At 36.5% G+C, this 26213-nt stretch carries 26 protein-coding genes; 7 read left to right on the top strand and 19 right to left on the bottom strand.

The features are described from left to right. Positions 1–13: 13 nt before the first annotated feature. Positions 14–250: a DUF1456 family protein gene (locus tag BLT95_RS00425; RefSeq protein WP_011710164.1), complete on the bottom strand. Its 237-nt coding sequence runs from the start codon at positions 248–250 to the stop codon at positions 14–16. 3 nt (positions 251–253) lie between these two features. Next, on the bottom strand, positions 254–1549 hold the full coding sequence (locus BLT95_RS00430) for a DUF2254 domain-containing protein (RefSeq protein WP_089664114.1): 1296 nt from the start codon (positions 1547–1549) through the stop codon (positions 254–256). Between the two features lie 196 nt (positions 1550–1745). Between BLT95_RS00430 and BLT95_RS00435 the strand changes: the two genes are divergently transcribed. Further along, positions 1746–2189, top strand: coding sequence for an Hsp20/alpha crystallin family protein (locus BLT95_RS00435; RefSeq protein ID WP_089664115.1), 444 nt, complete (start codon positions 1746–1748; stop codon positions 2187–2189). Positions 2190–2248: 59 nt separating this feature from the next. On the opposite strand, the gene BLT95_RS00440 is transcribed toward BLT95_RS00435, so the two are convergent. From BLT95_RS00440 to BLT95_RS00455, 4 genes are all read right to left on the bottom strand, one after another. Further along, positions 2249–3466, bottom strand: coding sequence for a hypothetical protein (locus BLT95_RS00440; protein WP_089664116.1), 1218 nt, complete (start codon positions 3464–3466; stop codon positions 2249–2251). Positions 3467–3557: 91 nt separating this feature from the next. Beyond that, positions 3558–5561 (bottom strand): excinuclease ABC subunit UvrB, encoded by a 2004-nt coding sequence (uvrB, locus tag BLT95_RS00445; RefSeq protein WP_089664117.1) that lies wholly within the window; start codon positions 5559–5561, stop codon positions 3558–3560. A 205-nt stretch (positions 5562–5766) separates the two neighbouring features. Beyond that, positions 5767–6603, bottom strand: a complete 837-nt coding sequence (locus BLT95_RS00450) for an ABC transporter permease (protein WP_089664118.1) — start codon at positions 6601–6603, stop codon at positions 5767–5769. Beyond that, entirely contained in the window at positions 6603–7508 is a 906-nt protein-coding gene (locus BLT95_RS00455; protein WP_089664119.1) for an ABC transporter ATP-binding protein, read from the bottom strand. Before BLT95_RS00455 ends, BLT95_RS00450 begins: the two co-directional genes overlap by 1 nt. Before the next feature lie 94 nt (positions 7509–7602). Between BLT95_RS00455 and BLT95_RS00460 the strand changes: the two genes are divergently transcribed. Further along, entirely contained in the window at positions 7603–8667 is a 1065-nt protein-coding gene (locus tag BLT95_RS00460) for a hypothetical protein (protein ID WP_089664120.1), read from the top strand. A 146-nt stretch (positions 8668–8813) separates the two neighbouring features. Here BLT95_RS00460 and BLT95_RS00465 read toward each other — a convergent pair whose 3' ends face one another. From BLT95_RS00465 to BLT95_RS00495, 7 genes are all read right to left on the bottom strand, one after another. Continuing rightward, positions 8814–9872 (bottom strand): nucleoid-associated protein, encoded by a 1059-nt coding sequence (locus tag BLT95_RS00465; protein WP_089664121.1) that lies wholly within the window; start codon positions 9870–9872, stop codon positions 8814–8816. An 86-nt stretch (positions 9873–9958) separates the two neighbouring features. Then, the gene (locus BLT95_RS00470) at positions 9959–10471 is read right to left on the bottom strand and encodes a hypothetical protein (RefSeq protein WP_089664122.1); all 513 of its coding nucleotides are present in this window, start codon (positions 10469–10471) and stop codon (positions 9959–9961) included. Positions 10472–10697: 226 nt separating this feature from the next. Next, positions 10698–11738, bottom strand: coding sequence for a COX15/CtaA family protein (locus tag BLT95_RS00475; protein ID WP_089664123.1), 1041 nt, complete (start codon positions 11736–11738; stop codon positions 10698–10700). Positions 11739–11946: 208 nt separating this feature from the next. Continuing rightward, positions 11947–13377 carry an HD domain-containing protein gene (locus BLT95_RS00480; RefSeq protein WP_089664124.1) on the bottom strand — a complete coding sequence of 477 codons (1431 nt, stop codon included), beginning with the start codon at positions 13375–13377 and terminating at the stop codon, positions 11947–11949. A 3-nt stretch (positions 13378–13380) separates the two neighbouring features. Then, the gene (locus tag BLT95_RS00485; protein ID WP_089664125.1) at positions 13381–13950 is read right to left on the bottom strand and encodes an L-threonylcarbamoyladenylate synthase; all 570 of its coding nucleotides are present in this window, start codon (positions 13948–13950) and stop codon (positions 13381–13383) included. Further along, entirely contained in the window at positions 13937–15046 is a 1110-nt protein-coding gene (locus BLT95_RS00490; RefSeq protein WP_089664126.1) for a glycosyltransferase family 4 protein, read from the bottom strand. The genes BLT95_RS00485 and BLT95_RS00490 overlap by 14 nt, the downstream gene beginning before the upstream one ends. 3 nt (positions 15047–15049) lie before the next feature. Further along, entirely contained in the window at positions 15050–16126 is a 1077-nt protein-coding gene (locus BLT95_RS00495; protein ID WP_089664127.1) for a glycosyltransferase family 1 protein, read from the bottom strand. Positions 16127–16211: 85 nt separating this feature from the next. On the opposite strand from BLT95_RS00495, the gene BLT95_RS00500 reads away from it, so the two are divergent. After that, positions 16212–16967: a lipopolysaccharide kinase InaA family protein gene (locus BLT95_RS00500; RefSeq protein ID WP_089664128.1), complete on the top strand. Its 756-nt coding sequence runs from the start codon at positions 16212–16214 to the stop codon at positions 16965–16967. Here BLT95_RS00500 and BLT95_RS00505 read toward each other — a convergent pair. From BLT95_RS00505 to BLT95_RS00515, 3 genes are all read right to left on the bottom strand, one after another. After that, a complete protein-coding gene (locus BLT95_RS00505) occupies positions 16964–18034 on the bottom strand; it encodes a CDP-glycerol glycerophosphotransferase family protein (RefSeq protein ID WP_089664129.1) in 1071 nt (356 codons plus the stop codon). The genes BLT95_RS00500 and BLT95_RS00505 overlap by 4 nt on opposite strands. After that, positions 18031–19059 carry a glycosyltransferase family 9 protein gene (locus BLT95_RS00510; RefSeq protein ID WP_089664130.1) on the bottom strand — a complete coding sequence of 343 codons (1029 nt, stop codon included), beginning with the start codon at positions 19057–19059 and terminating at the stop codon, positions 18031–18033. The genes BLT95_RS00505 and BLT95_RS00510 overlap by 4 nt, the downstream gene beginning before the upstream one ends. A gap of 81 nt (positions 19060–19140) precedes the next feature. Beyond that, entirely contained in the window at positions 19141–19956 is an 816-nt protein-coding gene (locus BLT95_RS00515) for a 2,3,4,5-tetrahydropyridine-2,6-dicarboxylate N-succinyltransferase (protein WP_089664131.1), read from the bottom strand. An 88-nt stretch (positions 19957–20044) separates the two neighbouring features. Between BLT95_RS00515 and ruvX the strand changes: the two genes are divergently transcribed. From ruvX to BLT95_RS00530, 3 genes are all read left to right on the top strand, one after another. Then, the gene (gene ruvX, locus BLT95_RS00520; RefSeq protein ID WP_089664132.1) at positions 20045–20452 is read left to right on the top strand and encodes a Holliday junction resolvase RuvX; all 408 of its coding nucleotides are present in this window, start codon (positions 20045–20047) and stop codon (positions 20450–20452) included. Positions 20453–20562: 110 nt separating this feature from the next. After that, positions 20563–21153 carry a peptide deformylase gene (gene def / locus BLT95_RS00525; RefSeq protein ID WP_089664133.1) on the top strand — a complete coding sequence of 197 codons (591 nt, stop codon included), beginning with the start codon at positions 20563–20565 and terminating at the stop codon, positions 21151–21153. 57 nt (positions 21154–21210) lie between these two features. Beyond that, on the top strand, positions 21211–21636 hold the full coding sequence (locus BLT95_RS00530) for a DUF5606 domain-containing protein (RefSeq protein WP_089664134.1): 426 nt from the start codon (positions 21211–21213) through the stop codon (positions 21634–21636). Positions 21637–21835: 199 nt separating this feature from the next. On the opposite strand, the gene BLT95_RS00535 is transcribed toward BLT95_RS00530, so the two are convergent. Next, positions 21836–24301: a DUF5686 and carboxypeptidase regulatory-like domain-containing protein gene (locus BLT95_RS00535; RefSeq protein ID WP_089664135.1), complete on the bottom strand. Its 2466-nt coding sequence runs from the start codon at positions 24299–24301 to the stop codon at positions 21836–21838. A gap of 43 nt (positions 24302–24344) precedes the next feature. Then, the gene (gene smpB / locus BLT95_RS00540; RefSeq protein WP_041250099.1) at positions 24345–24800 is read right to left on the bottom strand and encodes an SsrA-binding protein SmpB; all 456 of its coding nucleotides are present in this window, start codon (positions 24798–24800) and stop codon (positions 24345–24347) included. A 113-nt stretch (positions 24801–24913) separates the two neighbouring features. On the opposite strand from smpB, the gene BLT95_RS00545 reads away from it, so the two are divergent. Further along, positions 24914–25660: a DUF6503 family protein gene (locus tag BLT95_RS00545; RefSeq protein ID WP_089664136.1), complete on the top strand. Its 747-nt coding sequence runs from the start codon at positions 24914–24916 to the stop codon at positions 25658–25660. Here the strand turns inward: BLT95_RS00545 and BLT95_RS00550 are convergent. Next, complete coding sequence (locus BLT95_RS00550; RefSeq protein ID WP_089664137.1) at positions 25657–26181, bottom strand: phosphoglycerate mutase family protein; 525 nt, start codon at positions 26179–26181, stop codon at positions 25657–25659. The two genes, BLT95_RS00545 and BLT95_RS00550, sit on opposite strands and share 4 nt — an antisense overlap. Between the last annotated feature and the right edge of the window lie 32 nt (positions 26182–26213).

Genomic DNA, 26213 nt, shown 5'->3' on the forward strand with positions numbered 1-26213 from the left:
AACTTCTAACGTTTTACTTCTTCTTCGGCATAGGGCCTCGCAAGTGAATAATGAGTCCGTCGAGAAAATTCCGAAGAAACTGATCGCCACATTCCATGTATTTTTCATGATCTTCTCTCCTGAAAATTGCACCAAGTTCACTTTTAGAAACTTTAAAATCTACAAGTTCACAGATTTTCACAATATCATCATTGGTGAGTTTATGTGCTACTCTAAGCTTTTTAAAAACATCGTTATTGGTTAATGCCATATTTTAATTTTGAAATTTTAAGTTAAAGGTAGAAGCCAGCTTTTTAACACGTTCAATATCTACCTGATTTTTTATAGACTCTTCTGCATCTTTAATGAGATTCGCCGCTTCTTTGTTTAATACATCACGATATGAAGACTCTTCAGATTGTTGTTTTTTCAAATAATGAAACATCAGAAGAAGTTTTTGTACAATAATTATATCATGTTTGCAATAGGTTCTTATGGACGCCATGATATTGTAAATTAGATCTTCAAAATCTACAGTATTCATTTTTATGTAGACGTTATCATTGCGTTTTATCTTATTAGTGTCCTTTTTTTGCATTCGGATTCCCAATAACTCAGTTAGATAGTCAATGCCATTAATTGCTGTTCCCGGATCGTTGATTCCTGGAGACATCGCTTTTACGATAATTTCAGTAATCTGTTTAAAAGCTAAGGTGTAATTGTCTGAAACGAGCTCTTCCCTGGCAAAATTGAAATTAGAGAGGACCCTATTAACAGTATTTTCATCGAGCTCTTTCTTTGATTTAAATAATGGGATTCCATTTAAAATAAAGATTCCCTTAATGGGCAGTATATGTAATTGTGTATCTTCTTTCTCACAAATCTCTACAAGATTGGTAAAAGATATATTTTGAAGGTATCCGCTATTTTCCGAATGATATTCATACCAGTCATCTGTATTGGGAAATTCACTTAAATCATGTTCTTCTTTATCTATGAGTTCATGTAACCGCCTTTTTGCTGTTTCAAATATTTTTTGAAGAATATTGCTTATCTGAATACTCTGAGAAATATTATGGATAAAGTATATGAAGGCATAGATACATATGACGGTTGCTATAATACCCAGAAGTACTGAAAATCCTGGGATTTGATATTTATCCCCCGTTGGCTGTATTGAAAAAAGCACAAAAATACAGTAGAGAATTGTGAATAGATAAACCCCTAAAATTACCTGGTGCCTACGGTCGCTTATCAAACCTGGTAAAAGCCTGGGCGAATAATTACTGGAAGCCTGGCTTAATAATAGCATCACCATTGAAAAACTAAAAACCACTACAGAAATAAGTCCTGAGATCAAAGCACTTAAAATCGTCATAGCAGTATCACCGTTATCTACTACAAGAATAGGCATATGCTCTATTAAATACTTTGAAATCCCTCTGTTTTCCAGGAATAACATCACCATGGCGAATATAAAGCCTAATAATGCTAGTACAGTAGGATAGAAAGCGATCTTGCTTTCAATAACATTAAAGAAAGAAATGGTTCGGTTGTAGAATTGTTTCATCAGCCCAGAAATTCAGATTTTAAAGTTAATCAAACTCGGTAAAGTCCACGGTATTTAATAATGTTTTATGAAAGTGACTAATTGACATTATTTTTAATGTAAAAACAGACAAAAAGACATGTTTTTTCTATTGGTACTGGAATTGCTAAAGATTAAATGTAAATAAATACAAGTATAACTTTTAAAAATATAAGCTATGAGTTTAATTAAAAGAACCGAATCAGGATGGTTGCCTTCAGTTTTTGATGATATGTTCAGAACTGACTGGCTTGGAGGAACTACTAATGTTAATAGTATAGGAACTAGTATTCCGGCAGTAAACATTAAAGAAACTGAAGATAGTTTTAACGTGGAGGTAGCTGCTCCTGGAAAAGCAAGAGAAGATTTCAATATTGAATTGGATAATGATGTATTAACGATCTCTTCTGAAGAAAAAAAAGAAAATGAGTCTACAGATAAGGAAGGTAGATTCACCAGAAAAGAATTTAGTTATAGCACCTTTAAAAGGGCTTTTAGTCTACCAGATTCTGTAGATAGTGCTAAGATATCTGCTTCGTATCATAACGGAGTGTTAGAAATTGCTCTTCCTAAAAAAGAAGAGGCAAAGGTACAGGCTAAAAGGTTAATAGAGATTGCATAAACTTAATTAGTTTGGTTAGTTAGTTAAAGGAGAAAAGGCGCTCAAAATGAGCGTCTTTTTTATTGATCTAATAGAATCCATCTATTTCCTGCGCTCTGTATAGTAAATATTTGCTGAGGTTTTATGCTTAGAATCTTAGAATTGCTTCGCGGATCAAAAAGATCGTCACTTCCCTGGAATACAAATGTTTTTTCAGAATTAGCCGGCCAGTTGATCAGTCTTATAATACGACCTTTATTCGTAGAGGATGCCGGGATCACTAATCCGGAAATCTGATTATTTATTCTAAGAGTGCCAACTTCGTCGGTAATTACAAAATCCCCTGTTGCACTAGTAGTAGAAGAGTAATTTTGGTATCCGGGATTTGCCCATGAGGCTTGTCCTGAAGCATTCAAGATCATGGTTTGTCCTTCAAGGCCTCTAACAACCGGCAAAATATAATCTGTTTCCGGAGTGGTTCCAATTCCAACTCTTCCTGCAAAATAACCAGCATAAACATTACTATTAGAATCTCCCAGAGCAAGACTGTAAATCCCATAAATATTTCCAACTCCCTGGATACTGCCAATTTCACTATAAATACCGTAATTATTACTTCTTGCACCAAAGGTTCTACCTACCCTATTAAAGATGCCGTAGATATCATTAGTTCCTGTATTTTGATAGGTTTCATTAAAAATACCATAATGTATGCCCGTGCCAACTCCACCCACATTGGTCTTGATTCCATATTTGCTTCCGTTGGTAGTGCTTCTGTTGTCATTTATAATTCCGTAGGTAGTTAAGTTATCGGTAGCAGAATTTGCATTATCTACCTCCAAACCCTTTTTTAACGTGAGATCCTTTCCCGCAGCAATGGCGATTTGAAGTCGTGACGTGATTTGTTCTGTACCAATACCTATACTGGCATCGCGATACATGATTTCTGAAATATTATTCGGGCTTTGAACAGAGCCAGGTTTATAGAAATTCGCGCCAGACACTTCTGTATGGAGAGCTTTCCATTTAGATTCTGAAGCATTCCAGAAATAGAAGCCTGAAGAGGAGCCTGTCACGCTCTGGCTTAAAAATACCAGCATACCATGCTGAGCGGCAGCTGGATTCTCCGTGGGAAATTTTTCAATTCTTGGAATAAGGATGCCGTCAATAGCAGCCGGATTGGCTTTATCTGTGGCAGTAATATCCAATTGAGCCTTTGGATCTGAAGTGCCAATTCCTACTTGTGAAAAGCCAGAAAAACTTATCAGGAAAAAAATAAAAGCATAGAAATGTTTCATAGACAAACAGTATTTGTTTGTCATTTAAGTGTTATCTAATTGTCTTAGGATGAGTTAAATATAAAATAAAAATAGATATCAAGGATATTTTTTATGCATTTTCGCTTATTCTTTCCTGCAAAATTTTTATTTCATCTCTAAGTCGAGCTGCCTGCATAAAATCAAGCTCTTTAGCTGCAGTTTCCATAGCTTTTCTTTTTTCTCTAACTTGTTTTTCCATCTGTGGTTTAGTTAGATATTTAGCTTCTTCCTCAGCAGCCATAAGATCCGGACGTTTCTCATGATCATAAATGTCCAGTTTTTCTTTGATCAGGGAATTATTGTATTTTTTGACCAAGGCTGTGGGAGTGATGTTGTTTTCCTTGTTATAAGCTATTTGTTTTTCACGTCTGTATTCCGTCTGGTCTATGGTTTTCTGCATGCTGGCAGTGACCTTATCTGCATATAAAATCGCTTTTCCTTCCACATGCCTTGCGGCCCGGCCAATCGTTTGGGTTAATGAACGATTACTTCTAAGAAAACCTTCCTTATCAGCATCTATAATTGCCACCAGGGAAACTTCTGGAAGATCCAGACCTTCACGCAACAGGTTGACTCCTACCAGCACATCAAAAATTCCTTTTCTTAGATCTTGCATGATCTCAACTCGTTCTAAAGTATCTACATCAGAATGGATATACCGACACCGAATATCAATCCTCGTCATATATTTGGTCAACTCTTCCGCCATTCTTTTGGTAAGGGTGGTCACAAGAATTCTTTCATCTTTTTCAACTCGAAGCTGAATTTCTTCAATTAGATCGTCAATCTGGTTCAAACTAGGACGAACTTCTATTATTGGATCTAAAAGTCCTGTTGGCCTAATCACCTGTTCAACATAGATTCCTTCACTTTTCTGTAGCTCATAATCTGCAGGAGTAGCGCTCACATAAATCACTTGATCTTGAAGTGCTTCAAATTCTTCGAATTTCAAGGGACGGTTATCCATTGCGGCCGGAAGTCTAAAGCCATAGTCCACCAGGTTTTCTTTTCTGGAGCGGTCACCTCCAAACATTGCGTGTACCTGAGGAATGGTTACGTGACTCTCATCAACCACCATCAAATAATCATCTGGGAAATAATCCAGTAAACAGAAAGGTCGGGTGCCCGGTTTTCTTCCATCCAGGTATCGGGAATAATTTTCAATTCCTGAACAATACCCCAATTCACGAATCATTTCAAGATCAAAATTGGTTCTTTCATCTAATCGCTTTGCTTCCAGCGTTTTCCCTATGTCCTGAAAATAATCCACCTGTTTTACGAGGTCATCCTGAATTTCACGAATTGCTCCCTGTAAAACATCCGGGGAAGTAACGAACATATTCGCTGGATAAATATTCAGCCGATCATATTTCTCGATTATATCATTGGTTCCGGGATCAAAAGCTTCAATTTCTTCAATTTCATCACCGAAAAAATGAATTCTGAAAGCATTATCGGCATAACTTGGAAAAACGTCTACCGTATCGCCTTTTATTCTGAAATTACCATGATTAAATTCAGCTTCTGTCCGTGAATAAAGACTTTGCACAAGCCTGTGGAGAAATTTAGTTCTGGAAATTTCCATGTCTTTTTCAATGGAAACCACATTTTTTCTGAACTCCACAGGATTTCCAATACCATACAAACAGGAGACTGAAGCTACGACGATTACATCCCTTCTTCCGCTTAATAGGGAAGAGGTAGTGCTTAAACGTAGTTTTTCGATCTCTTCGTTGATGGATAGATCCTTTTCAATATAAGTCCCTGAACTGGGAATAAATGCTTCAGGCTGGTAGTAGTCATAATAACTTACAAAATACTCTACTGCATTTTCCGGAAAAAACTCTTTGAATTCTGAATAAAGTTGGGCTGCAAGTGTTTTGTTATGGGCTAAAACTAAGGTAGGTTTCTGCACATCTTCGATCACATTCGCAACGGTAAATGTTTTACCAGAGCCTGTAACTCCAAGCAATGTCTGGTATTGTTCATTTTTATCTATTCCAGAAACCAGTTGTTTTATAGCATTTGGCTGATCTCCGGTAGGTTTATAATCTGACTTTATATTGAATTTCATTTAGCAGAGTTCTTTTTCATCTGTCATAAATAGCCGCTTTCATACGGTTAAATGTGATTTGCCAGTTGATTATCCTGTTTTATCACAGGATATTAAATGGCTCATTTTTTAGCCTCACGAAATTAAACAATTATAAAACCTAAATCAATTTTTTAGGAATCATCTAACAAGTGTGAAATGATTAATGAAAGGAATTGTCACCTTACTATAAATCTCTTTTTCGAAGCAAAACCAGGGATGAGTAAACGAAAATAAGTGTCCATGCTATTACGATTAGAAGCTGGTACCAGTGAATTCCATAATCTTTTGTCAATTCTCCGCCAATCTGGGTAGCTGCGGTTTGTACGGCATTTAGTCTCGAAAATGGCTCTACTACGAGGTTACTCATAGATTCCAGAGGAAAGAACTGCATGATGTTCGTTGCAAGATCAGTGCCTTTAAAAACTTTGAAATTTAGAATTGCGTAGAGAATTCCTTCAAAAATGAACCATACCACTAAAAAGCCTAAGGCGAAAGCCGATCGTTTTACCAGAATCCCCAGGAACATACAAAAAGCAAAAAAACCGGTTAGTTTTATAAAATAAGCCAGCAGATATTCAAGATCTGAGAATACTATTGAGATTTCAGTAAAATCAGAAAAAGAATAACCCAGGATCATGGTCACTACAAAAAGGAATAAGGTTGAAATACCGGAGAATACCAGTACCGTGAGAAATTTTGACAGGATGAATTCCTTCTTGCTTAACCCATCAATTAAATTTTGCTTGATAGTTCTATTGCTATATTCATTAGACATCATAGAAACAATCACGATCGCAAGAAATAGCTTCAGGATCGCCGCGATATAGCTGTTAAAATGCCAGATATACGGGAAGTTGAAGATTCCCTGATCTGCCACACGAAATTCAATATTTCCAATATTAAATTCTATAGATGCAATTAAAGCTATAAAAGTGATCAGTATAAAGTAAGTGATAATAAGGATTCTTGCAGATCTACTATAGCGTAGTTTGTTATATTCTATTTCGAGTAAACGTAACATTAGTTTTGAGTAGTTTGGTTGGTTAATTGGAGAAATTGTTCTTCCAGACTTTCTTTACGCTTTAATAAGTAAGAAAGTGAAAGTCCCTTTTCAAATAAATACCGATTGATCTCTTCAGCATCCATGGGATCATCTAAAAAGGCAGTAAGCGTTCCTTCTTTTTCAGTGATCTTTCCAATTTTTGAATGTTCCTTAAGTAAAGATTCCAGCTTCTGCATATCTGCAGCTTTCAATTCAAAGAAGCCATGGCTGTTAATGATCTCATCTACCGGTCCACTATATAGTTTAACACCTTTCCTAATGATCACCACATGTGAGCAAACTTTCTCCACTTCATCCAGAAGGTGTGAGGCTAAAAGAATGGTGGTTCCTCCAGAGGCTATTTTTCTGATAATTTCCCTGATCTGATGAATTCCCTGTGGATCTAATCCGTTGGTAGGTTCATCCAGAATGAGAATTTCAGGATCATTTAATAGGGCAGAGGCAATGGCCAGTCTTTGCTTCATTCCCAGTGAGAAGGTTTTGAACTTACTGTCTTTTCTATCCAGGAGACCTACAATTTCCAGTTTTTCATGAATTTTGTTTTTACCAGTGCCCTTGATCTTACATACCAAAGCAAGATTTTGTTCGGCGGTCATGTAAGGATAAAAGTTAGGGTGCTCTATGATTGCCCCCACTTTTTTTAAAGCTTCATGGGTAGATAAATTACCATTGAACCATTTAAAATCTCCGGAAGTTTTGTTTACTACATTCAAGACCATACCAAGGGTGGTAGATTTACCACTACCGTTTGGCCCCAGAATGCCATATACATTTCCTTTTTCGATGCTAAAACTTAAACTATCCACGGCGGTAATCCTGCCGAATCTCTTTGTGAGGTTATTTAAACTTAAAATTGTTTCCAAGATTGATGAAGTGTTTAAAATACGACGTCTAAAATAGGATTTTGTTACAGGTTTCCCTATAATAAGCTTAATTTTGAGCAAAACGAGGAAAACTATGGAAGAAAAACTGATGTCAAAGAAGAAGCCTGCATTTCCTATTAATGAGCGCTTCAACAGATATCTAGCTAAGTATAATCGCAATACTAAAATTCCCGTTTTTTATGATGATCTGCTTCGGTTTTCAGGGTCTATCGTAGTGTATGACCAACATGATGAAGATACTTTTTGGGTACGTTGTTATTATCCCGAATTTGAGAGAGTGGAGATAGATAAAAGTTTAAAAAAGGTATATACTATTCTTCATTCTGATGGTAGTGACGATTCGCTGGAGTATTTAAATGTAGATGCTATTGATTACTGTACGTTTGGAAATTCTAAACCTTTCAGAGTGAAAGTAAGAAATATACTGAACGATAGTTTCACCTATTTCTATGTGAAAAAAGCAGATGCTTCCCGTTTGTACGGACTCGAATTTGAGCATTTACTTTCCCCGCATCGTATTAATTTCCTGGTATATAAGGATACGCTGATCGAAGAGCATATCGCGGGAATTCCGGGAGATGTATTTATAGATGATCATTTACCAAAATGCGATCTTAGGGCACAAACCCAGATAGCAAAGCAATTCGTGAAGTTCAATGAGCGTTGCACGGTAAGACTTTTAGGGGATATGCGCTCTTATAATTATGTAGTGATCCCTACCCATGATTTTGATCATGTGGAATATCAGATACGCGCTATCGATTTTGATCAGCAATGTTTTGAAGGCAACTTAAAGGTGTATCGTCCGCAGTTTTTTAAAGAGAACTTTCAGATGGTACAATTGGTTTCAGATAAACTGGAGAATTCTTCAATTGAGCAATATCGTAAAGAAGAACGCTCCTTGCTGGCAAAAAGGATGATTAATACCCAAAGCAGATATAAAGAGCTTATTCGCTGTATGATCAACGATCACGTATCTACGAAAGACAACGTAAAGCAGCTCCGGAATGATCTTTATGCCTTTTCAAAAGATATGAAGTTTAAACGAGCCAGTACCATGGGGCAAATTTTAAGAACGGCTTTAGATTTTGTAAAGCGTAATTATGATACTGTGAATATGCAACGGTTGTTAGAATAGCTATCAGCCGTAAGTTTTAAGCTATAAGTAATTTGGTAGTAATTGCGAACGAAGTGAAGCAGTCTCATGAGATTCCTTCACTTCGTTCGGAATGACGCCAAAAAAGTGAGTTGAAGTTTAAAAATCAAAGCTTTACGCGACGATAGTTACTTTTTCTCCTCCTTATTAAAGTAAACCAGGTAGTAATACATCTGTTTTTCCTCATCCCAGCCTTTTTCCACGAATTTCTCTGCGGAATCGGCATTCACGAAATCCATTTTAATCTGAATATTCGTGTCCAGCGTGATCACATTTTTGATCTTCTTTCTGGCATCGGTAACTGCTTTATTTGCAATGGGGAAATTAGTAAGATCTTCTACTTTATATTTTGGGGCCTTTTCAACCTTGTAATTCTGAAACTCAGGAATCAACGCAGGATTATCGATGACTGAATTGATATAATTACTTTCCTCAAAATCATCATTTTTGGCAAAGTAGTCCATACTTCTATTCATGAACATCACTTCCTGTTTCTTGTCTTCTGCAGGCAACACAACGTCTTTCGCAAAGTTCTTAGCGAAATTCAGGTAATTTTTTGTAAAGTAATTTTCATCAGCAAGAACATCCACCCCAAGGAAATTTTCCAGCCAGTATTTGGTGTCGTAACGATTGGAGTCTACGGAAAGGATCTTATAACCTTCCTCTCTGTTCTTATTAAAAATGATCGCTCCTTTATCCAGTTTTTGAAGATTCACTCCCTGCTCTACAACCATTTCCAGATTGCTTTGTTTTTGCTCGAATTGAAGAAAATCATGCTTCAATTCTGACTTAAAAATCCCAATAGCCGGGACCTTTTCGTTGTCCAGTTGCATTCCTTCAAAATAGACGATATACACTTCTCCGCTTTTTATGTGCGGATGTGTGGATTGCTCATAAAGTAGTGTAGCGATCTTTTTTGAATATTCATGCGTGTTAAAAGGATCATCAAAAATCTGATTCGCTAAATTATAGAGTTCATTGAACTCAATATCGGTGTCATGTTGAAAGCGATAATAAGTCTCTTCCTTTTCACGAAATGGTTTTAGAAAATACTCCTTGATCAATGGTTTTATTTCATCATTTAGATGAAAAGTAGAGGCCGATAGAAAAATGTTTTCACCGCGATTTTTATTACCTGCGCGATGTATGGAAAGTGATTCAATTTGAGCATTAAAAAGATTGATCATGTATGTCTGAGATTTTGACTAAATAAAGTTGAAAAAAGTGAATTCTGAAAGATTTTTTTCAGAATAAAAGGCATGAAGCAATAATGTTAGTTCCAATTTTCATTGAAAAAAAGATCGTCATAATCGTCATCCTCTAAATCATCTTCATAATCCCCGTTCAGCATGCCGTCATCTTCTCCCTTAAATTCGGTTTCCGGAGCATTTTCAGGAATTTGCCCATGAACGAACATTAGATTAGGATAATCACGTCCTTCTTCAATTTCTGCGATTTGGCCTAATTCTACAAAGAACGTCCACATTTTTAGAAAATCGTAAACATAGATCAGTTTCGTTTGCTTTTCTGAAAGGATACTATCCAGCGAAGTCTCATTCATTAATTTAATAGAAGTATCATGGCCGCTCATGTCAAACTGGTGGATCTCCTCTCCCTGATTCCACTCTTCATCACTGACATAAAATGAAGCCATTTCGGTTCCGTCAAATCCAAATGACTGAACAATAGTGTTATGAAGATCTTCCAGGGTGCTTTCCTGTAGCATTTCTATGTCTCTAAAAACATCTTCATCAGCATCGAGAATTACTCGGAATCTATAAACCATATCTAAAAAATTTGGAGGGCAAAGTTACAATTTTTTAAACTAAATATTTCCTGGTTTCCTGCTGGAAATTGTTCAGGTGTTTATGTATGAATATTTGCTTTCTGAGGGGGGTAAATAGAATATACATCATCCTGAACTTGTTTCAGGATCTAAACAAATTAAAAATAAAATTCATTTAAGGAGTTGAAATGAATTCAGCTTGACGGAAAAATACTTTTAAATAAGATTAAGAGCAGCTTTTACGTAATTCGGCTTGTGGTGCATTCATACTTTCCATTAACAGATAAAACTGAAACCCAAATAACAACGTGGCGATCACCAGATGAAGCGGTTGTGATAAAAATGGAAAATCGAAATTATACATGGCAATACCGGTTGCTACTTCCAGGAGGATAAGTACCATTACTATATTAATACGGTTGAGCCGAAGATTTAATTTTCTATTCTTCCACCATAATAGTGCGTTGATAACAAATACTAATATGGAAAATGAGCGATGAATATAGAAAGTGATGTCAGGATTTGCTAACCATATATTTTTTGCTTCATATCCTAAACTCCGAACCTGTTCATCTACAAACTGTCTTACCTGTGTTCCCAGAACTACTTGGATAAGCGTCATGATCACCGCCAGAATGAGTAAACTCTGAAAGGTTTTAGTCTTAAACTGTTGAGATTTTCTTTCCGAAGAAATTTTAAGTAAATAAATTAAGACAGCAACGATCACCAGAGCCATCACCATATGGATGGTGATCTTAACAGGTGCCAACACCGAATATACCACCGTTGCTCCAAGCCAGGCCTGAAATCCCATTAAAAATACCGAAAGCACAGATAAAAATCGAATTTGTGTTTTGTGTTTTTTATTTTTTCTCCGGAAAGAGAGAAAGGCCATGATCAAAACCGCAAATCCCGCCAATGCTCCTGCGAGTCTGTTGATATATTCCACCCAGGTATGCGTGGGATTAAAAATAGCGTAATCATGTTTTTCGTAATTTTCCCAGTTTGAAGCTTGATAATTAATTCCTGAAGTGAAATCTTTTGCAGCTACTTTAAGGCTTTCATCTACAATGATCACCTGTCCTTTTTCATACTTTCGATCTGGCTGAAATTCGAGTTCAGATTTTTCGGTAGGAGGGATGTAGTATCCAAAGCATTTAGGCCAGTCCGGGCAACCCATTCCGGAGCCTGTCATTCTAACCACCGCTCCGGCAATAATAACGAGATAAACTAGAATGAGCGATATTTTTACGGATTTACGATACATTAGTTTTTTAATATTTTTCCCTTCGACTGCGCTCTGGATGAAAATTTAGAATCTGAAAAACTTAAGTTTTCTTCACCCTGAATTTATTTCAGGGTCTCGAGTTATTGCTGTGATTATTAGTGTTCAGAGATTCTGAAACAAGTCTAGAATGACGTCCTTTTTCAATTTTTGATACTTTACGGATATATAAATTAAATTTCTCCAATTTCTAGCTTCTAACCTCCAGCCCCAATTTAGTGCCTTTTTTCAGCATAAATTCTCGGGCAGCTTCATATTCATTGGGAATGTCACCTTCAAGAATCGCTTCTTTGATAGCATCTTTTATAAGTCCCACTTCCCGGCTGGGTTTAATACCGAAAGTTTGCATGATCTCTTCACCACTAACCGGTGGCTGAAAATTCCTTACATGGTCGCGTTCTTCTACTTCCTGAATCTTTTTTCTTACCAGCTTGAAGTTATTATGGTATTTTTTAAATCGCTTTGGATTTTTGGTAGTAATATCTGCCTCGCAAAGTGTCATAAGATCTTCGATATTGTCTCCGGCATCAAATATTAATCTACGCACGGCAGAATCTGTTACATGATCATCTGCAATGGCTATAGGTCTGGAACTCATCAAAACCATTTTCTGAACGAATTTCATTTTTTCATTCAGAGGTAATCGCAATCGCTTAAAGAGTTTATATACCATTTTTGCTCCTACGAATTCATGTCCGTGGAAGGTCCAGCCAATTTTTTTATGGAATTTCTTAGTAGGTGCTTTTCCAATATCATGAAGCAGTGCTGCCCATCTTAACCAAAGATCATCGGTATTTTCTGAAATATTATCTACTACTTCCAGGGTGTGCCAGAAATTATCTTTGTGGGTTTGGCCTTCAACTTCATCAATTCCTGCCAGTGCTGTTAGCTCCGGTAGTATTTTCTTCAGCAAGCCAGTTTTATACAGAAGCGCAAAACCTTTAGAAGGCTTATCGCTAAGCATAATTTTATTTAGCTCATCTACAATACGCTCTTTAGAAATGATCTTAATTCTATCTCTATTGGCTTTGATCGCTTTTAAAGAATCTGTCTCGATCATAAAGTTAAGCTGAGCAGCAAATCGAATAGCGCGATACATTCTAAGCGGATCGTCAGAATACGTAATATCGGGATCCAGCGGAGTTTTGATGATCTTTCTTTGAAGATCCTCATAGCCGTTAAAAGGATCCAGAAGATCTCCGAAACCATCTTTATTCAGTTTAAGAGCAAGGGCATTGATCGTGAAATCCCTTCGATTTTGATCGTCTTCCAGCGTACCATCCTCAACAATAGGTTTGCGACTGTCTTTACGATAACTTTCTTTCCTGGCGCCTACAAATTCAATTTCCATGTCTTCTGAACGTAGCATGGCAGTGCCGAAATTTTTAAAAACCTGAACTTTTGGTTTATTCGGAAGCTTTTCAGAAACTTTTTCAGCAAGTTCAATTCCACTTCCAACAGCCACAATATCAATATCTTTAGGTTCTCCGCGTTCCAGAATATGATCGCGAACAAAGCCGCCAATTACATAGGCATCTACAGAAAGATCTTCCGCAGCTTCTGAAATTATTCTGAAAATTTTATGGTTTAAAGCTTTACTGTAATTGTGGTATTTCGGCATCTGTTATTTGCGTATCACTTTCACCAAACCATCGTTGCTTAACTTGATAATTGCGGAAGGTCTTGGTGATTTTTTTGAACGCTGCAAATTTACTACATAGTCCACACCTTTTAAAATTTGTGGCGTAATTTGATCGAAGGATTGTGGCGTTGGTTGTCCGCTCACATTGGCTGAAGTAGAAACTAAAGGCCTTTTAAGTTTTTTGATCAAATCAGAACAAAAAGTATCCCTTACCACACGAATTCCAAGGGAATCGTCATCGCCTACTAAGTTTTCTGCAATGTGCACAGGTTTGTCGTAAATGACAGTAGTAGGTTTTTTAGCATATTTTAGAATATCGTAAGCGGTTTCCGGAACATCTTCTACATACTGCTCCAGCATTTTAAAATTAGAAACCAGGCAAATTAATGCCTTGGATTCTTCTCTTTTTTTAAGTTGAAACACCTTATCTACTGCATTGGCATTTGTGGCATCACAGCCTATTCCCCACACCGTATCGGTAGGATAGAGTATAATTCCTCCTTTTTTCAGGACGTCTATGCAATTTCTAACTTCTTGTTCAATTCTTTCCATAAAGCACTTTTTTATATTCAGCTAAGGTTTGCTCAGCCATTTTTCTGGTCGTAAAATTATTGATAAGCTTATGATGAGATAACTCAGTGAATTCTTTCATCTTTATTTCATCATTGGACAAAGCTATCAATTTATCTGCTAAACTTTCAGCTTCATAAGGATTGCTTAACATGCCATTTACTCCATCCTCTATAATTTCGGGAATTCCTCCTACATTAGTGCTTACTACCGGAATTTTATAATAAAAACTTTCGTAAATAAATTGAGGGACTCCTTCGCTCTGGGAAGTCAGAAGAGAAATGTCGAATTGTGGAATGAGTCCTGAAGCATTGGGGATAAAGCCCATAAAACTCACATGATCTTTCAGGTTCTTGTCACTAATTCTTTTGAGGTAGTCCTGGGATCTGTCTGTGAAACTCCCTATTTGAACAAAATGAAATTTCTTTTCGTCTCTATTATTAATCACTTCATTTACAAGGTCTACCCAGGTTTTTAGATTCTTAGCCCTGATGTGGTTCGCAATACTGCCTACAATGATTCGATCTTCCGGAATTTTTAATTCAGATCTTAAATCAAATTGAACATTTGTAGCTTTTTCCAGTGTAGTTCCGTGGTATACGGTGGCTAGTTTCGATGAATCTGCAACACTATTGGAAGCGATCATCTTAGTTTCTTCGGAAACACATAAAATTTTCTGGATCTGTGGATGATTATATTTATACAAAGTTCTAGGTCTGTCTTTAATTGGAAATGAAGTCTTCTTGCTCAACACGAATGGCGGAAGTGTTCCCAGTTTCGTTGCCATTACGGCAAATGTAAGCGCTGTAGAATCATGTATGTGAATTAGGTCTATTCCATGTTTTTTACAAACAGAAAGGATCTTTGCCGTGTATCTGAGATCTAATTTTATGAGCATTGGAGCTGTCTCTACTATCAGATCTTTATTCTTTATTTTTTGATGAAAAGATGCATCCTTTACGCAGAGAATAACATTAGTTACAGTCTTATCAAGGAATTTAAGTTCATTGCATAGATTTTCAATGTGGTTTTCGCCACCACCCCAGTTTTTTGCAGCAGATAGATGTAAGATCTTCATTAATTAGGTATTCCTGAGAATCTGATCGTACAATTTTAAATACTTTGCGGCTGTATGGTTCCAGTCAAAAGAATTTGCGCGCTTTTTTAAATTGTTTTGGTAGTCAGTTTTATTTTCTTCAAAACGACTCATTCCTTTTTCGAAAATATCTGCCATATACTCTGGCTCAAACCTGTCCCAATAAAATGCTTCGTCCCCACCTATCTCTGGGAGCGATGTTTTTTTTGCCAGAAAAACCGGTTTTCCATAAGCCATTGCTTCAATAGGAGGCAATCCAAAACCTTCAAAAAGCGAAGGGAATACAAATGCAGCACAATTTTGCAAATAATAATGTTTTTCCTCTTCTGAAATCTTACCTACAAGAAAAATTCTATTCTGTAAATGATGCTTTTCAATTTCCTGTTGTACAAATTCACCGTAAGCTTTGTCTTTATTCCCTGCCAGTACGAGATTAAAATTTTTCAATTTCTCTATCATGGCCACCAGAACATGAAAATTCTTCCTTTCCATAAACTGGCCTATGCTGAACAAAAAAGGTTTTGACGAATCAATAGAAACATTCAGGTTTTTTATAGGATTTATCGCCTGGACGGGATTACCATTATAAATAACTTCCTGTTTAACATTTTCAGGAATGTCAAAATATTTGTTCGTGGTTTCCTTTGCGTATTTTGAAATATAGCTGATCGCATGAGACCGGCTTATTTTATCATTGATATGGATCCAGCTTTTATCAGATCTTTCTACTTCGTTTTGTTCCATGAGAATTACATCATGAATCGTGAGAAGGTAGGGTAGTTCGCGCTGAGGCTCTATTTTAGTATTTTGGTTTAGCGAATGCCAGAGATCATATTTTTTTCTGTTATAAAATTGCTTATAGCGAGTAAAAGGGTAGTATTTATGAAAAGAAACCTCCTCGAAATCTTTTAGATAACTGCGATTTTTAACATTCGCGATCAGCTTATAATCAGTATTTTGTTCTGAAAGTTTTTTAATTAACCAGTAGTTGAACTGACCAAAACCGGTACACTGATTTTTTAGATGATGAGATTCAAGAAAAATCTGTGGCTTTTTTTGCATAAGATAAAATAGAAAAACAGGTTCAAAGGTAATTTAATTAATAGGAAATGTTTTAAAATCCTATTTCATATTCTAATTTAGCGGCATGCAAATACATTTCGCACCGAAATTTGAACCTCTTAGAAGTGAAATTCTTGATTTCCTGGAGAGTTTTAATTCCAAAGGAGAAACCATTAAAGACAGTCGGAATAAACTGAAGATCTTTGAGCTCAATAGCGAATTGTACAATGTAAAGTCTTTTAGGGTACCAAACGCAGTTAATAAAATTGTGTATCGATTCTTTAGAAAATCTAAGGCACAGAGATCTTTTGAGTATGCCAACATTCTTATACAGAAAAACATGGGCACTCCTGAACCTGTGGCTTATTTGGAAGAACACCGAGGCTTAAGTTTTGGTAGTAGTTATTATATAAGCAGACATTTAAATTATGATCTTACCTATCGCGAACTGGTAACAGAGCCAGATTATCAGGATCACGAAAATATTTTGAGAGCTTTTACTCGATTTACTTTTGAACTTCACGAAAAGCAAATCCAGTTTCTGGATCATTCTCCCGGGAACACACTTATTCAAAAGAACGGGCAGGATTACCAGTTTTTTCTGGTGGACCTGAACCGAATGAATTTTAAGGAATTGTCTTTTGAAGAACGAATGCTGAATTTTTCACGTCTTACACCAAAGAAAGAAATGGTTGAGGTGATGGCCGACGAATATTCAAAATTAATAGTAAAACCTAAAGAAGAAGTCTTTGAGAAAATGTGGCATTATACGAATCAGTTTCAGGAGAAATTTAGAAGAAAAAAGGAACTAAAAAATAAACTTAAATTCTGGAAAAATTAATTTTTTTTCTGAAGATAAGGAGCTTTCCTGTAGGACTTAAGACTAAAATAATTAAGTTGCTTTCTAATTTTATAGCGTCGAATAAGGTTCAGGGGTTTTTTCTTTAAATAAGACTTATCGGTATGCAATAGATCAATACTAGCCTGGATAACGCGTTCACTTGATCTTCCATCCTTAAATGGGTGAGAAAATTCTGCGAATTTTTCAATTTCTTCCATTAATTTTTTTGGTCGCGTTAAGGCATGATCAATAGATGTTTCTATATCCTGGACTTTATCAATATCAATAACATAAGGCCCCGGCATATTATTTATGAAAGTAACCACAGGTTTGCGCTGCACTAAAAATTCGATAATTGCAGAAGTAGTATCAGAAAACATAATATCGGCCTTCTTGAAAAGCGGAATAAGGTCTGTAGTGTCGTAGAATTTAAAATTTTCGTTCTCTAAACTCTTGAATTTTGCAACCGTTTCAGCTTGAAGCTTCGGGTGTAAAACGGCCATGAATTGATATTTGCCTGTTTTTGATAATCTTTCTATTTCAGCAACCACTTCTTCTTTTAATGCCAGGCTATATTGCTTTGTAAAAGTCGAAGAAATTAGAATGACCGGTTTCTCATTAAGGGTTGGTTCCAAAGGAAAAAGCGGATCCATTTTAGGCCAGCCAGTTTCGATCACCTCAAAATTCTGATGTTTCTGTTGTTGTTTTTTAAAGGGAATTGTGCTGGAAGGACCCTGCGTACAGTAGAGATCAAAAAAGCCTCTAATGGTGAATTGATCGGTTCCCTTTCTTTTATTGGCGGGAAAGCCATGAAACACCTGAACTTTTAAACCGGAAATAAAATCTGGGACGGTATCGGTAATAGCAAAGACAATATGTGGCTCGTAGGCCACGGCATCCTGTATGTTTTCTATTAACTCTCCATTCTCCGGAAAATGCTTTTTTGGAGCTTCCATCCCACAAAACCACTTTACTGGATATCCTAGTCGGTTTATTTCTTTCTGAAGCGGCAATCCTATGGGCAGTCCGTAACTATGGTTGATATATATTAAAAATCTATAATTCATTTAGAATTTTGATTTAGAAAGTGTCTTAGCCTGGGTAGGAGCAGGGAGGGCTTTAGTAACTGGTATAGGTCATCGTTCTTTTTTACCAGGTTCTTGTAGGATTTGTTGAGAAATAATTCGGGTTTATGATCTTTGAGATGTACAGAAATATTTCGCTTTTCATCCTCATACATATTCCAGTTCTCTTTATTAAGAGGTGGTGAGAATATGGCAAAAGTTGGAATATTTAGCGCCTTAGCCATATTTATTGCGCCGCCCTCATTTCCAATTAGCGCAGCACAGTGAGAGGTCAGAGCCAGGAATTCTCTTAGTGAGTCAGCATATAATTCAAGATGTATTTTTTGTTGAGTTTTTGTGCAGCAGAAGTCATAAAGTTTTTCAACTTCAGTTCGTTGTGACGGAATATAATTTAATAATAAGTTGGCATTGGTATGTAGAACTATTTCATCCAGTATTTCAGCAAGGAAATTTAAGGGATAGGTCTTGTTTTTTGAACTACCCAGAGCACCAATCATAATAAGGCTTTTAGATAAATCAATTTTGGCATTTTCCAGCTTCTTTCTGGCATGCTCAATTTCCTCCTTTTTAAGATAAATCTTTGGTTTTATTTCTACCGGGAAATTAGAAGAAAGTGGAGAGAGTAATCTCATTCTTTTCTCTATAGCGGCTCCTGCCGGAGTTTTAGCTTCTATATTTCTGCTAAATACATGGGTGCAAAATGGTCGCGTATATTTTTTGTCGTAAGCGATTCTCAATTTTGCTCTGGAAAGTCCTGTTACTAATGCTGTTTTTAAGTTTGAATATACATCAATAACCGCGTAGTACTTTTCTTTACGAACCTGTTTTACAAGACCTTTAAAGTTTTGATCTTTATCAGTTAAAATGATTTTATCAATATTCGGGTTATTTTCAACTACGGGAAGACTTTGCTTATAGATGAGATAATGTAATTCGGCATCCGGAAATTCCTTCCGAAGTACTTCAAACAGGATTGAGGATGTGAGCACATCCCCAATCATTTTCATTTGTATTACTAGTATTTTCCTCACTCCCTAATTTATTTTTCGCTTGATACCCATCAGCTAATTGAGAGGGGCTAGTGATGGCTACACAGCTACATTATATTCACGTAAAGCGTCGTTCAGTGAGGTTTTCTTATTAGTACTCTCTTTACGTTTTCCAATGATCAATGCGCAAGGCACCTGGAAGTCACCCGCAGGGAATTTTTTAGTGTAGCTTCCTGGAATAACCACAGATCTGGCAGGAACGTAGCCCTTAAATTCTCTTGGTTCCTCTCCAGTAACGTCGATTATTTTCGTAGAGGCGGTAAGTACCACGTTCGCTCCAAGAACGGCTTCTTTTTCAATACGAATTCCTTCCACCACAATACTTCTTGAGCCAAGAAATGCATTGTCTTCTACAATTACGGGGGCAGCTTGCAAAGGTTCTAATACGCCACCAATTCCAACACCACCGCTTAAATGTACATTTTTACCAATTTGCGCACAGCTCCCAACAGTCGCCCAGGTGTCTACCATGGTTCCTTCATCTACATATGCACCAATATTAACATAACTAGGCATCATGATCACTCCGGAAGAAATATAAGCACCATGCCTGGCAACTGCATTCGGGACTACACGAATTCCTTTCTCTTTATATCCTTTTTTAAGCGGAATTTTATCATGGTATTCAAAAATACCTGCTTCAAGGGTTTCCATTTTTTGAATTGGGAAATAAAGCACCACTGCCTTCTTTACCCATTCATTTACTTGCCATCCATCAGTAGTAGGTTCAGCAACACGAAGCTGTCCTTTATCTAAAAGGTCAACTACATTTCTAATTGCATCGGTGGTTTGAGTATCTTTTAAAAGGTCTCTGTTGTTCCAGGCCTCTTCAATTTTCGCTCGTAACTGGTCCATAATCGTAATTTTTTTCAAATATAAGAGCTATAAGGCAATATTTATGGACAAACGAATATAAACCTTACCTTTGCCTAAATTTTTTAAAATGGCCAGAATATTAGCGCTGGATTACGGAACAAAGAGAACAGGAGTAGCTGTTACCGATGAGTTGAAAATGATCGCTTCTGGTTTGACCACTGTTCAAACACCTGAGCTTTTAAAATTTCTTGACGACTATTTTAAGAATGAAGAAGTGGAACGTGTTTTGGTTGGAGAACCAAAACGAATGGATGATACTCCGTCGCAAAGTGAAGCACACATTCAAGAGTTTTTGAAGGAGTTTTCTAAAAAATTTCCAGAAATGCCGTTGGAAAGAGTAGATGAACGATTTACCAGTAAAATGGCGGTGCAAAGCATGATCGATGGAGGTTTGAAGAAAAAGAAACGACGCGATAAAGCGCTGGTGGATGAGATTAGTGCGACGATCATCCTGCAGACCTGGCTTTATGAATAAGATAGTTGATATTGAAAAGCAGCAAGTTTAAAAGCTTGCCAAATTGATGAATTTATTTAAAATAAAAAAGAGGCTTATAGCTTTGGGCTTAAAGCTGCAAACTTTAAAGAATGATATTACCAATTGTAGCATACGGAGATCCGGTTTTAAAAAAGAAAGCCAAAGATATAGATAAGGATTATCCAAAACTGGAAGAATTGATCAACAATATGTGGGATACCATGTATAATGCCTACGGGGTTGGTCTTGCTGCTCCGCAAATTGGATTGCCAATTAGAATGTTTATGATAGATCCTGCCCCTTTTGCAGAAGATGAAGAACTTGATGAGGCAGAACAGGAGGCATTGAAAGATATGCGTAAGGTTTTTATCAATCCTCAGATCATCGAAGAAACAGGAGAGGAATGGTCTTTTAGTGAAGGTTGTTTAAGTATTCCTGAGGTGCGCGAAGATGTCTTTAGACAGCCAGATATCACCATAGAGTATTATGATGAAAACTGGAAAAAAAATACCGAAACCTATTCGGGATTAGCCGCGAGAGTTATTCAGCATGAGTATGATCATATTGAAGGGATCTTATTTACAGATAAACTTTCCAGCCTGAAAAAGAGACTTATAAAAAGTAAACTGGCAAACATTTCAAAGGGGAAGATCAACGTAGAATATAAAATGCGCTTTCCAAATGCAAAAAAAGCCCGATAAAGGCTTTGATATTTGAATATGGGAATTGATATTTGCCAACCTAAATAAAAAAATACTATGGGATTAGATAAAATTCTTGCCATTTCTGGAAAACCTGGATTATATGAGCTTACTACTCAAACCAGAGGCGGATTTGTTGCAAAATCTATGCTTGATGGAAAGAAGATAGCTGTAAATATGCGTCACAATGTGAGTATTTTGAGCGAGATCGCTATTTATACATATACTGAAGAGATTCCGCTTGGTGAAGTTTTTCAAAAGATAAAGGAAAAGGAAGATGGCGGTGCTGCCATCAATCACAAATCTTCAAAAAAGGAGCTGGAAGATTATTTTTCTGAGATTCTTCCAGATTTTGATGAGGACAGGGTTTATGCCAGTGACATGAAGAAAATTTTTCAGTGGTATAATATTTTAATTGAAAACGGTTTTACTGATTTTTCTAAGGAGGAAAAATCAGAAGAAAATAAAGACGAAGAAGAATAGCATTCTAATTTCTTATTGAATAATGAAAAAGCTGAAATTTAATTTTCAGCTTTTTTTATGTCTATATGATGAAAGGTTTTTACTCTGTAGTCAAATTAAGATTTTTGGACTTTAATACTTTATCACGATCTCGACAAAGGGAGAGATTTGTTTTATAAAAAGATTTCTCAGTGGTTTCACTTCTTCGAAATGATTATTTCTAAAATTTCAATCCAAAAACAAAAGCGCCATTTCTATTTCCACCAAACTCTGAAACCACATAATCCAGTCTTAAAAATCGGTATTTGCCAAATCCAAGGTTATCTATCCCAATAGAATACTCAGAATAGGGATTCCTCCCGGCAGTTGTGAGCCTGTGAGCTCCTAAGACCAGATTAAAATTCAGCTTGTTGATGAGAGGTAATTTTCCCAGAATCCATCCCTGGAAATCATGTTCCGCATGAAATTCAGCATAATCCTGGTTGGTGCTGAAATCGTAATATGGCATCAGGTTAAATTTTCCTACATAACTTCCAAAACCAATCCTGGTTTGATTGGCATTAAAATGCTGGTAATCTACCAGACCAATATTTTCAGCACTGGAAAAAAGTCCGCCATTCATTAAATATTGAAATTTTCCTTTATTACCAAGGTTTAATTCCTGCCTAATCTGAGCTTTAAAATGATCAAAATTGTATTTCTCATCATCTCCTCCAAATCCCTTTTCCCAACTCAGTTTCAATTTAGGATATTTTGATTCGTAAACATTATACCTTCCATTGGGGTAACTCATGTATTTCTGAGCGAAGGTAATATCTGCAGAGATATTTGATTTAAAAATGGAATGTTCTGCAAAGGGAAGGCTACCAGAATTAAAAGGCTGTAACGGATTGTTGGAAGTGTAGTTCCGATCTTCCCAATCTATAATTACATGCTCGGTATGGTTTGTTAGGGCTTGACGGTTCTCCCATCCTAGTTGACCAAAAAGCCTTATTCCGGGAAAAACATCCTGACCGTAACCTATACTGGCGAAGCTTTTCTCATAGAGCTTCATATAGTTTCTTTCAAAGAATATAGTGGTAATACTGTTTAGAAGGGGAGAAATAGGCTCTATAGGATTAATTTGCTGAGACGTCACTCCTCCCGAAACTCTTAAAAATGCTTTATTGAAATTGTTGAATTTCTTTTCAAAACCTCCGTTTAAACGAAGCCTTTCCTCGCTCAAACCGTAATCGATGTCTGAAAATACCTTCCAGTAATTTTCCTGATCTTTTCCTGTTCTTTGGGAATAAGTTAGGGTTACATCTGTATTCCAACCCTGAATGGTATTAAAGCCTATTCCCGAAATGGGAGCGCTAATACTAAAGCTTCTGTTTTTCCATGAATCTTGATAAGAGTAACCAAAGAGAACATCTGTAAGTCCAAATTTGTTTCTAACGTGATCTACTGAATCTTTATATTTTTTAGTACTTTTCACTTCCTGGATGCTATCTTTACTTACATAATCCTCTAACTCTTCCGAGGTAAGCGGCACCGGCCTTTGTTTTTCCCAAAAGACGGAATCTTTAGTGTTAGCCTGTTGCTGAAAGCTCAGGATCTCTCTTCCAAAACTGTTCTTATCAAATGCGGGTGTAAAATTATAATTACTGTAAACTGCGGTAAATCTTCCGTCTCCTCCAAATCCAAAGATTTTAAAACTGAAATCCACGCTTTGGGAGATCTGTATATAAAGTTTGTTTTCTTCAGAATATTTATAATTCTGGCGGAAGACAATTTCCTCGATGGGAGCAACCTGAATGGCCTGGCCTGTGGTAGTAAGCTCCACGCCATAAATTTGCCATAAATCCTCCACTATGTAGATGAATCCTGAGAATATCCTGTCTCCTTCACGTTTGGGAGTGACTAAGATCTTGTTGATCATATTTCCCTGGTCGTCAAAAAAAGTGCCTTCCAGCTTATAGCGATAATAATTAAAGGCATATTCTGCAATAGGAGAGACCATTTCACTATTAATCTCCAGGGTGTTTTCATAAAAAGAGAAATAGGCTTCCTGTGCTGAATTTAAACTGAAACCATTGTCGTCACCGCTTACTTTAGAGGCGATGATCTTTTCTTTGAAATCGTCTGGTTTTCGATAAGCAATTTCTGAAATGGTTTCACTCAAATATACAATTCCACTTCTTGTAGAATCCAGGCCTCCTCCAAGATCACCCACGTCCTGGCCTAAAATTTTCTTTGGAGCATTCTTAATACGCCATAAACCACGGGAATAAAAGTCAGCAGTAAAAGATTCTAATTTTTCTGCATTAAGTTCTCTTTGCGTTATGGCATTTCTGATGATTCTATTCGCGGGATTTTCCCCACTTTGGACTGTTACTTCATCCAGGCTGGTACTTTCAGTTTTTAGAATAATATCAATTTTCACTGGGAAGTCTGTAGCTTCAATTTGCTTCTTAAGTGTTTTATATCCCAGAAATTGATAGACGAGCGTGTACTTACCTGCTTCAGTTAATTTCAGCTCATAGACACCTTCTTCATTTGTCGTGGTGCCTTTTGAGCCGGTTTCAGTATAAATATTTACGTAGGGGAGAGGCTCGCCATCTTTATCTTTCACCACCCCGGTGATCTGCGCGTAGGCATTGGAAATTGCCAATAAAAATAATAAGCCAAGCAGCTTTTTAAGCATTGGATAGATTTTGGATTATAAAGAGAACGAAAAGTTATTGGGTTTATTTGTATTCTTTTTGAATTCGATCTAAGCGACGCTTACTTTCACGATCTTTTATAGTCTCTCTTTTATCATACAATTTCTTACCCTTGGCGAGACTAATCTGTAATTTAGCCAGCCCGCGATCATTAATGAATAATCGTAGCGGAATGATGGTTAAACCTGAATTGGTGACTTCTTTTTCCAGTTTTCGCAATTCTCTTCTTTGCAGTAACAACTTTCTCTGGCTCCTGGGATTATGGTTAAAGTGAGTGGCATGCGAATATTCTTCAACGTGCATATTAATAACAAAAAGTTCATGATTGTTAAATTCACAAAAGCTTTCTGCAATATTTGCTTTCCCTTCCCGTATAGCTTTAATCTCTGTTCCTGCTAATTTAATTCCAGCGGTGTACTTATCCAGAAACTCATAATTGAACTTGGCCTTACGGTTTTTTATGTTGATAGAATTCTTCATATAAGCACAAAAATACAAGCTTTAAGCTAATTTTGTACTAAAGCAATTTTAAAATTATCTACAGCCACGGACTAATCAAAAATTTTTACTTTTGCGACAATTAAAAGATCCCTATGAAATACCTATCGCTTTTATTGATCATATTACTTCTTTCAGCCTGTTCAGAAAAAAAGAAGGAGCTTACCACAGATGAAATCGTGAATAATGCGATAAAAAATGCAGGCGGGGATCGGTATAAAAATGCTGAAATTGATTTTGTATTCAGAAATAAAGCTTATAAAAGCATTAGGGAAGGTGGGAAATTTCAATTTGAAAGAACTGAGGTAGATTCAGCTGGAAATAAGGTTTACGATATCTTGAATAATGATGGTCTGGAGCGTTATGTGAACGATACTTTAGTGAAACTTCAGGATTCTTTAGTACTTCCGGTTGGAAATTCAATTAATTCGGTACACTATTTCGTTCAGTTGCCTTTCGGTTTAAATGCCGGTGCGGCCAATAAAGAACTTCTTGGAAAGGATAGTATCGCCGGGCGGGAATATTATGAGTTAAAAGTAACCTTTGAGGAAAACGGTGGCGGCACAGATCATGAAGACGAATATCTTTATTGGATAGACACCCAGAATTTTGAAGTGGATTATCTGGCTTATAATTTTGAAGTGAATGATGGTGGAATTCGGTTTAGAAAAGCATTCAATCATCGCATCATCGAAGGGATTCGGTTTGTAGATTACGAGAATTATAAATACGAAATTCTCTCAACTCCGCTTCAGGATTTAGATAGTCTTTATGAAAAACGAGAACTGGAACTTCTTTCACTTATAGAGACCAAGGATGTAAAAGTAAAACTGGGTTCTTAATTAATATAGATCATCTGGCTTAATACGGTGCCATCTTCCAACACCTGTACGATAAACAAAGCTCCGTTCTCTGAATCATCAATATTTTCATATTGCTTTTTATTCAAAATTTTATTGACGAACTGTGGGGTGGTATTACTATGTCCCACAACTAAAACCGTTCTTCCGGAAGTTGTTTTTTGAAAGTTCGAATCATATAATTTAGCGGGATCATATTGGAGTATTTCTAACTTGTTAAGATCTGCCAGGGGTTTAGCCGTCTGGATGGTTCTTTTGTAATTTGTGCTATAAATAGCATCAAACTCAACTTCCTTTAAAACCTTGGCCCAGTTTATAGCTCTCATTAGCCCATTTTCAGTAAGAGCGGGGTCATGATTTTCTGAGTTTGTTCTGTCTTTTTCAGCATGCCGAATGAGATAAAAAGTGGTCACAGAATCATTGGATGGTTTAGGAATTTGCTGTTCAGTATTTGATCCAAAACTCAGAATTATAGAAAAGAAAAGTGTAATAATATTTGCCATGATGTTTTATTTGTTGGTAGGACGGTTAGTTC

Source organism: Gramella sp. MAR_2010_147, assembly GCF_900105135.1.
Taxonomy (GTDB): Bacteria; Bacteroidota; Bacteroidia; order Flavobacteriales; family Flavobacteriaceae; genus Christiangramia.

Bases quoted from the DNA above. Each gene is read 5' to 3' on its own strand.
- BLT95_RS00425 (WP_011710164.1), bottom strand. From the start codon at position 250: ATGGCATTAACCAATAACGATGTTTTTAAAAAGCTTAGAGTAGCACAT.
- BLT95_RS00430 (WP_089664114.1), bottom strand. From the start codon at position 1,549: ATGAAACAATTCTACAACCGAACCATTTCTTTCTTTAATGTTATTGAA.
- BLT95_RS00435 (WP_089664115.1), top strand. From the start codon at position 1,746: ATGAGTTTAATTAAAAGAACCGAATCAGGATGGTTGCCTTCAGTTTTT.
- BLT95_RS00440 (WP_089664116.1), bottom strand. From the start codon at position 3,466: ATGAAACATTTCTATGCTTTTATTTTTTTCCTGATAAGTTTTTCTGGC.
- uvrB (WP_089664117.1), bottom strand. From the start codon at position 5,561: ATGAAATTCAATATAAAGTCAGATTATAAACCTACCGGAGATCAGCCA.
- BLT95_RS00450 (WP_089664118.1), bottom strand. From the start codon at position 6,603: ATGTTACGTTTACTCGAAATAGAATATAACAAACTACGCTATAGTAGA.
- BLT95_RS00460 (WP_089664120.1), top strand. From the start codon at position 7,603: ATGGAAGAAAAACTGATGTCAAAGAAGAAGCCTGCATTTCCTATTAAT.
- BLT95_RS00465 (WP_089664121.1), bottom strand. From the start codon at position 9,872: ATGATCAATCTTTTTAATGCTCAAATTGAATCACTTTCCATACATCGC.
- BLT95_RS00470 (WP_089664122.1), bottom strand. From the start codon at position 10,471: ATGGTTTATAGATTCCGAGTAATTCTCGATGCTGATGAAGATGTTTTT.
- BLT95_RS00475 (WP_089664123.1), bottom strand. From the start codon at position 11,738: ATGTATCGTAAATCCGTAAAAATATCGCTCATTCTAGTTTATCTCGTT.
- BLT95_RS00480 (WP_089664124.1), bottom strand. From the start codon at position 13,377: ATGCCGAAATACCACAATTACAGTAAAGCTTTAAACCATAAAATTTTC.
- BLT95_RS00485 (WP_089664125.1), bottom strand. From the start codon at position 13,950: ATGGAAAGAATTGAACAAGAAGTTAGAAATTGCATAGACGTCCTGAAA.
- BLT95_RS00490 (WP_089664126.1), bottom strand. From the start codon at position 15,046: ATGAAGATCTTACATCTATCTGCTGCAAAAAACTGGGGTGGTGGCGAA.
- BLT95_RS00495 (WP_089664127.1), bottom strand. From the start codon at position 16,126: ATGCAAAAAAAGCCACAGATTTTTCTTGAATCTCATCATCTAAAAAAT.
- BLT95_RS00500 (WP_089664128.1), top strand. From the start codon at position 16,212: ATGCAAATACATTTCGCACCGAAATTTGAACCTCTTAGAAGTGAAATT.
- BLT95_RS00505 (WP_089664129.1), bottom strand. From the start codon at position 18,034: ATGAATTATAGATTTTTAATATATATCAACCATAGTTACGGACTGCCC.
- BLT95_RS00510 (WP_089664130.1), bottom strand. From the start codon at position 19,059: ATGAAAATGATTGGGGATGTGCTCACATCCTCAATCCTGTTTGAAGTA.
- BLT95_RS00515 (WP_089664131.1), bottom strand. From the start codon at position 19,956: ATGGACCAGTTACGAGCGAAAATTGAAGAGGCCTGGAACAACAGAGAC.
- ruvX (WP_089664132.1), top strand. From the start codon at position 20,045: ATGGCCAGAATATTAGCGCTGGATTACGGAACAAAGAGAACAGGAGTA.
- def (WP_089664133.1), top strand. From the start codon at position 20,563: ATGATATTACCAATTGTAGCATACGGAGATCCGGTTTTAAAAAAGAAA.
- BLT95_RS00530 (WP_089664134.1), top strand. From the start codon at position 21,211: ATGGGATTAGATAAAATTCTTGCCATTTCTGGAAAACCTGGATTATAT.
- BLT95_RS00535 (WP_089664135.1), bottom strand. From the start codon at position 24,301: ATGCTTAAAAAGCTGCTTGGCTTATTATTTTTATTGGCAATTTCCAAT.
- smpB (WP_041250099.1), bottom strand. From the start codon at position 24,800: ATGAAGAATTCTATCAACATAAAAAACCGTAAGGCCAAGTTCAATTAT.
- BLT95_RS00545 (WP_089664136.1), top strand. From the start codon at position 24,914: ATGAAATACCTATCGCTTTTATTGATCATATTACTTCTTTCAGCCTGT.
- BLT95_RS00550 (WP_089664137.1), bottom strand. From the start codon at position 26,181: ATGGCAAATATTATTACACTTTTCTTTTCTATAATTCTGAGTTTTGGA.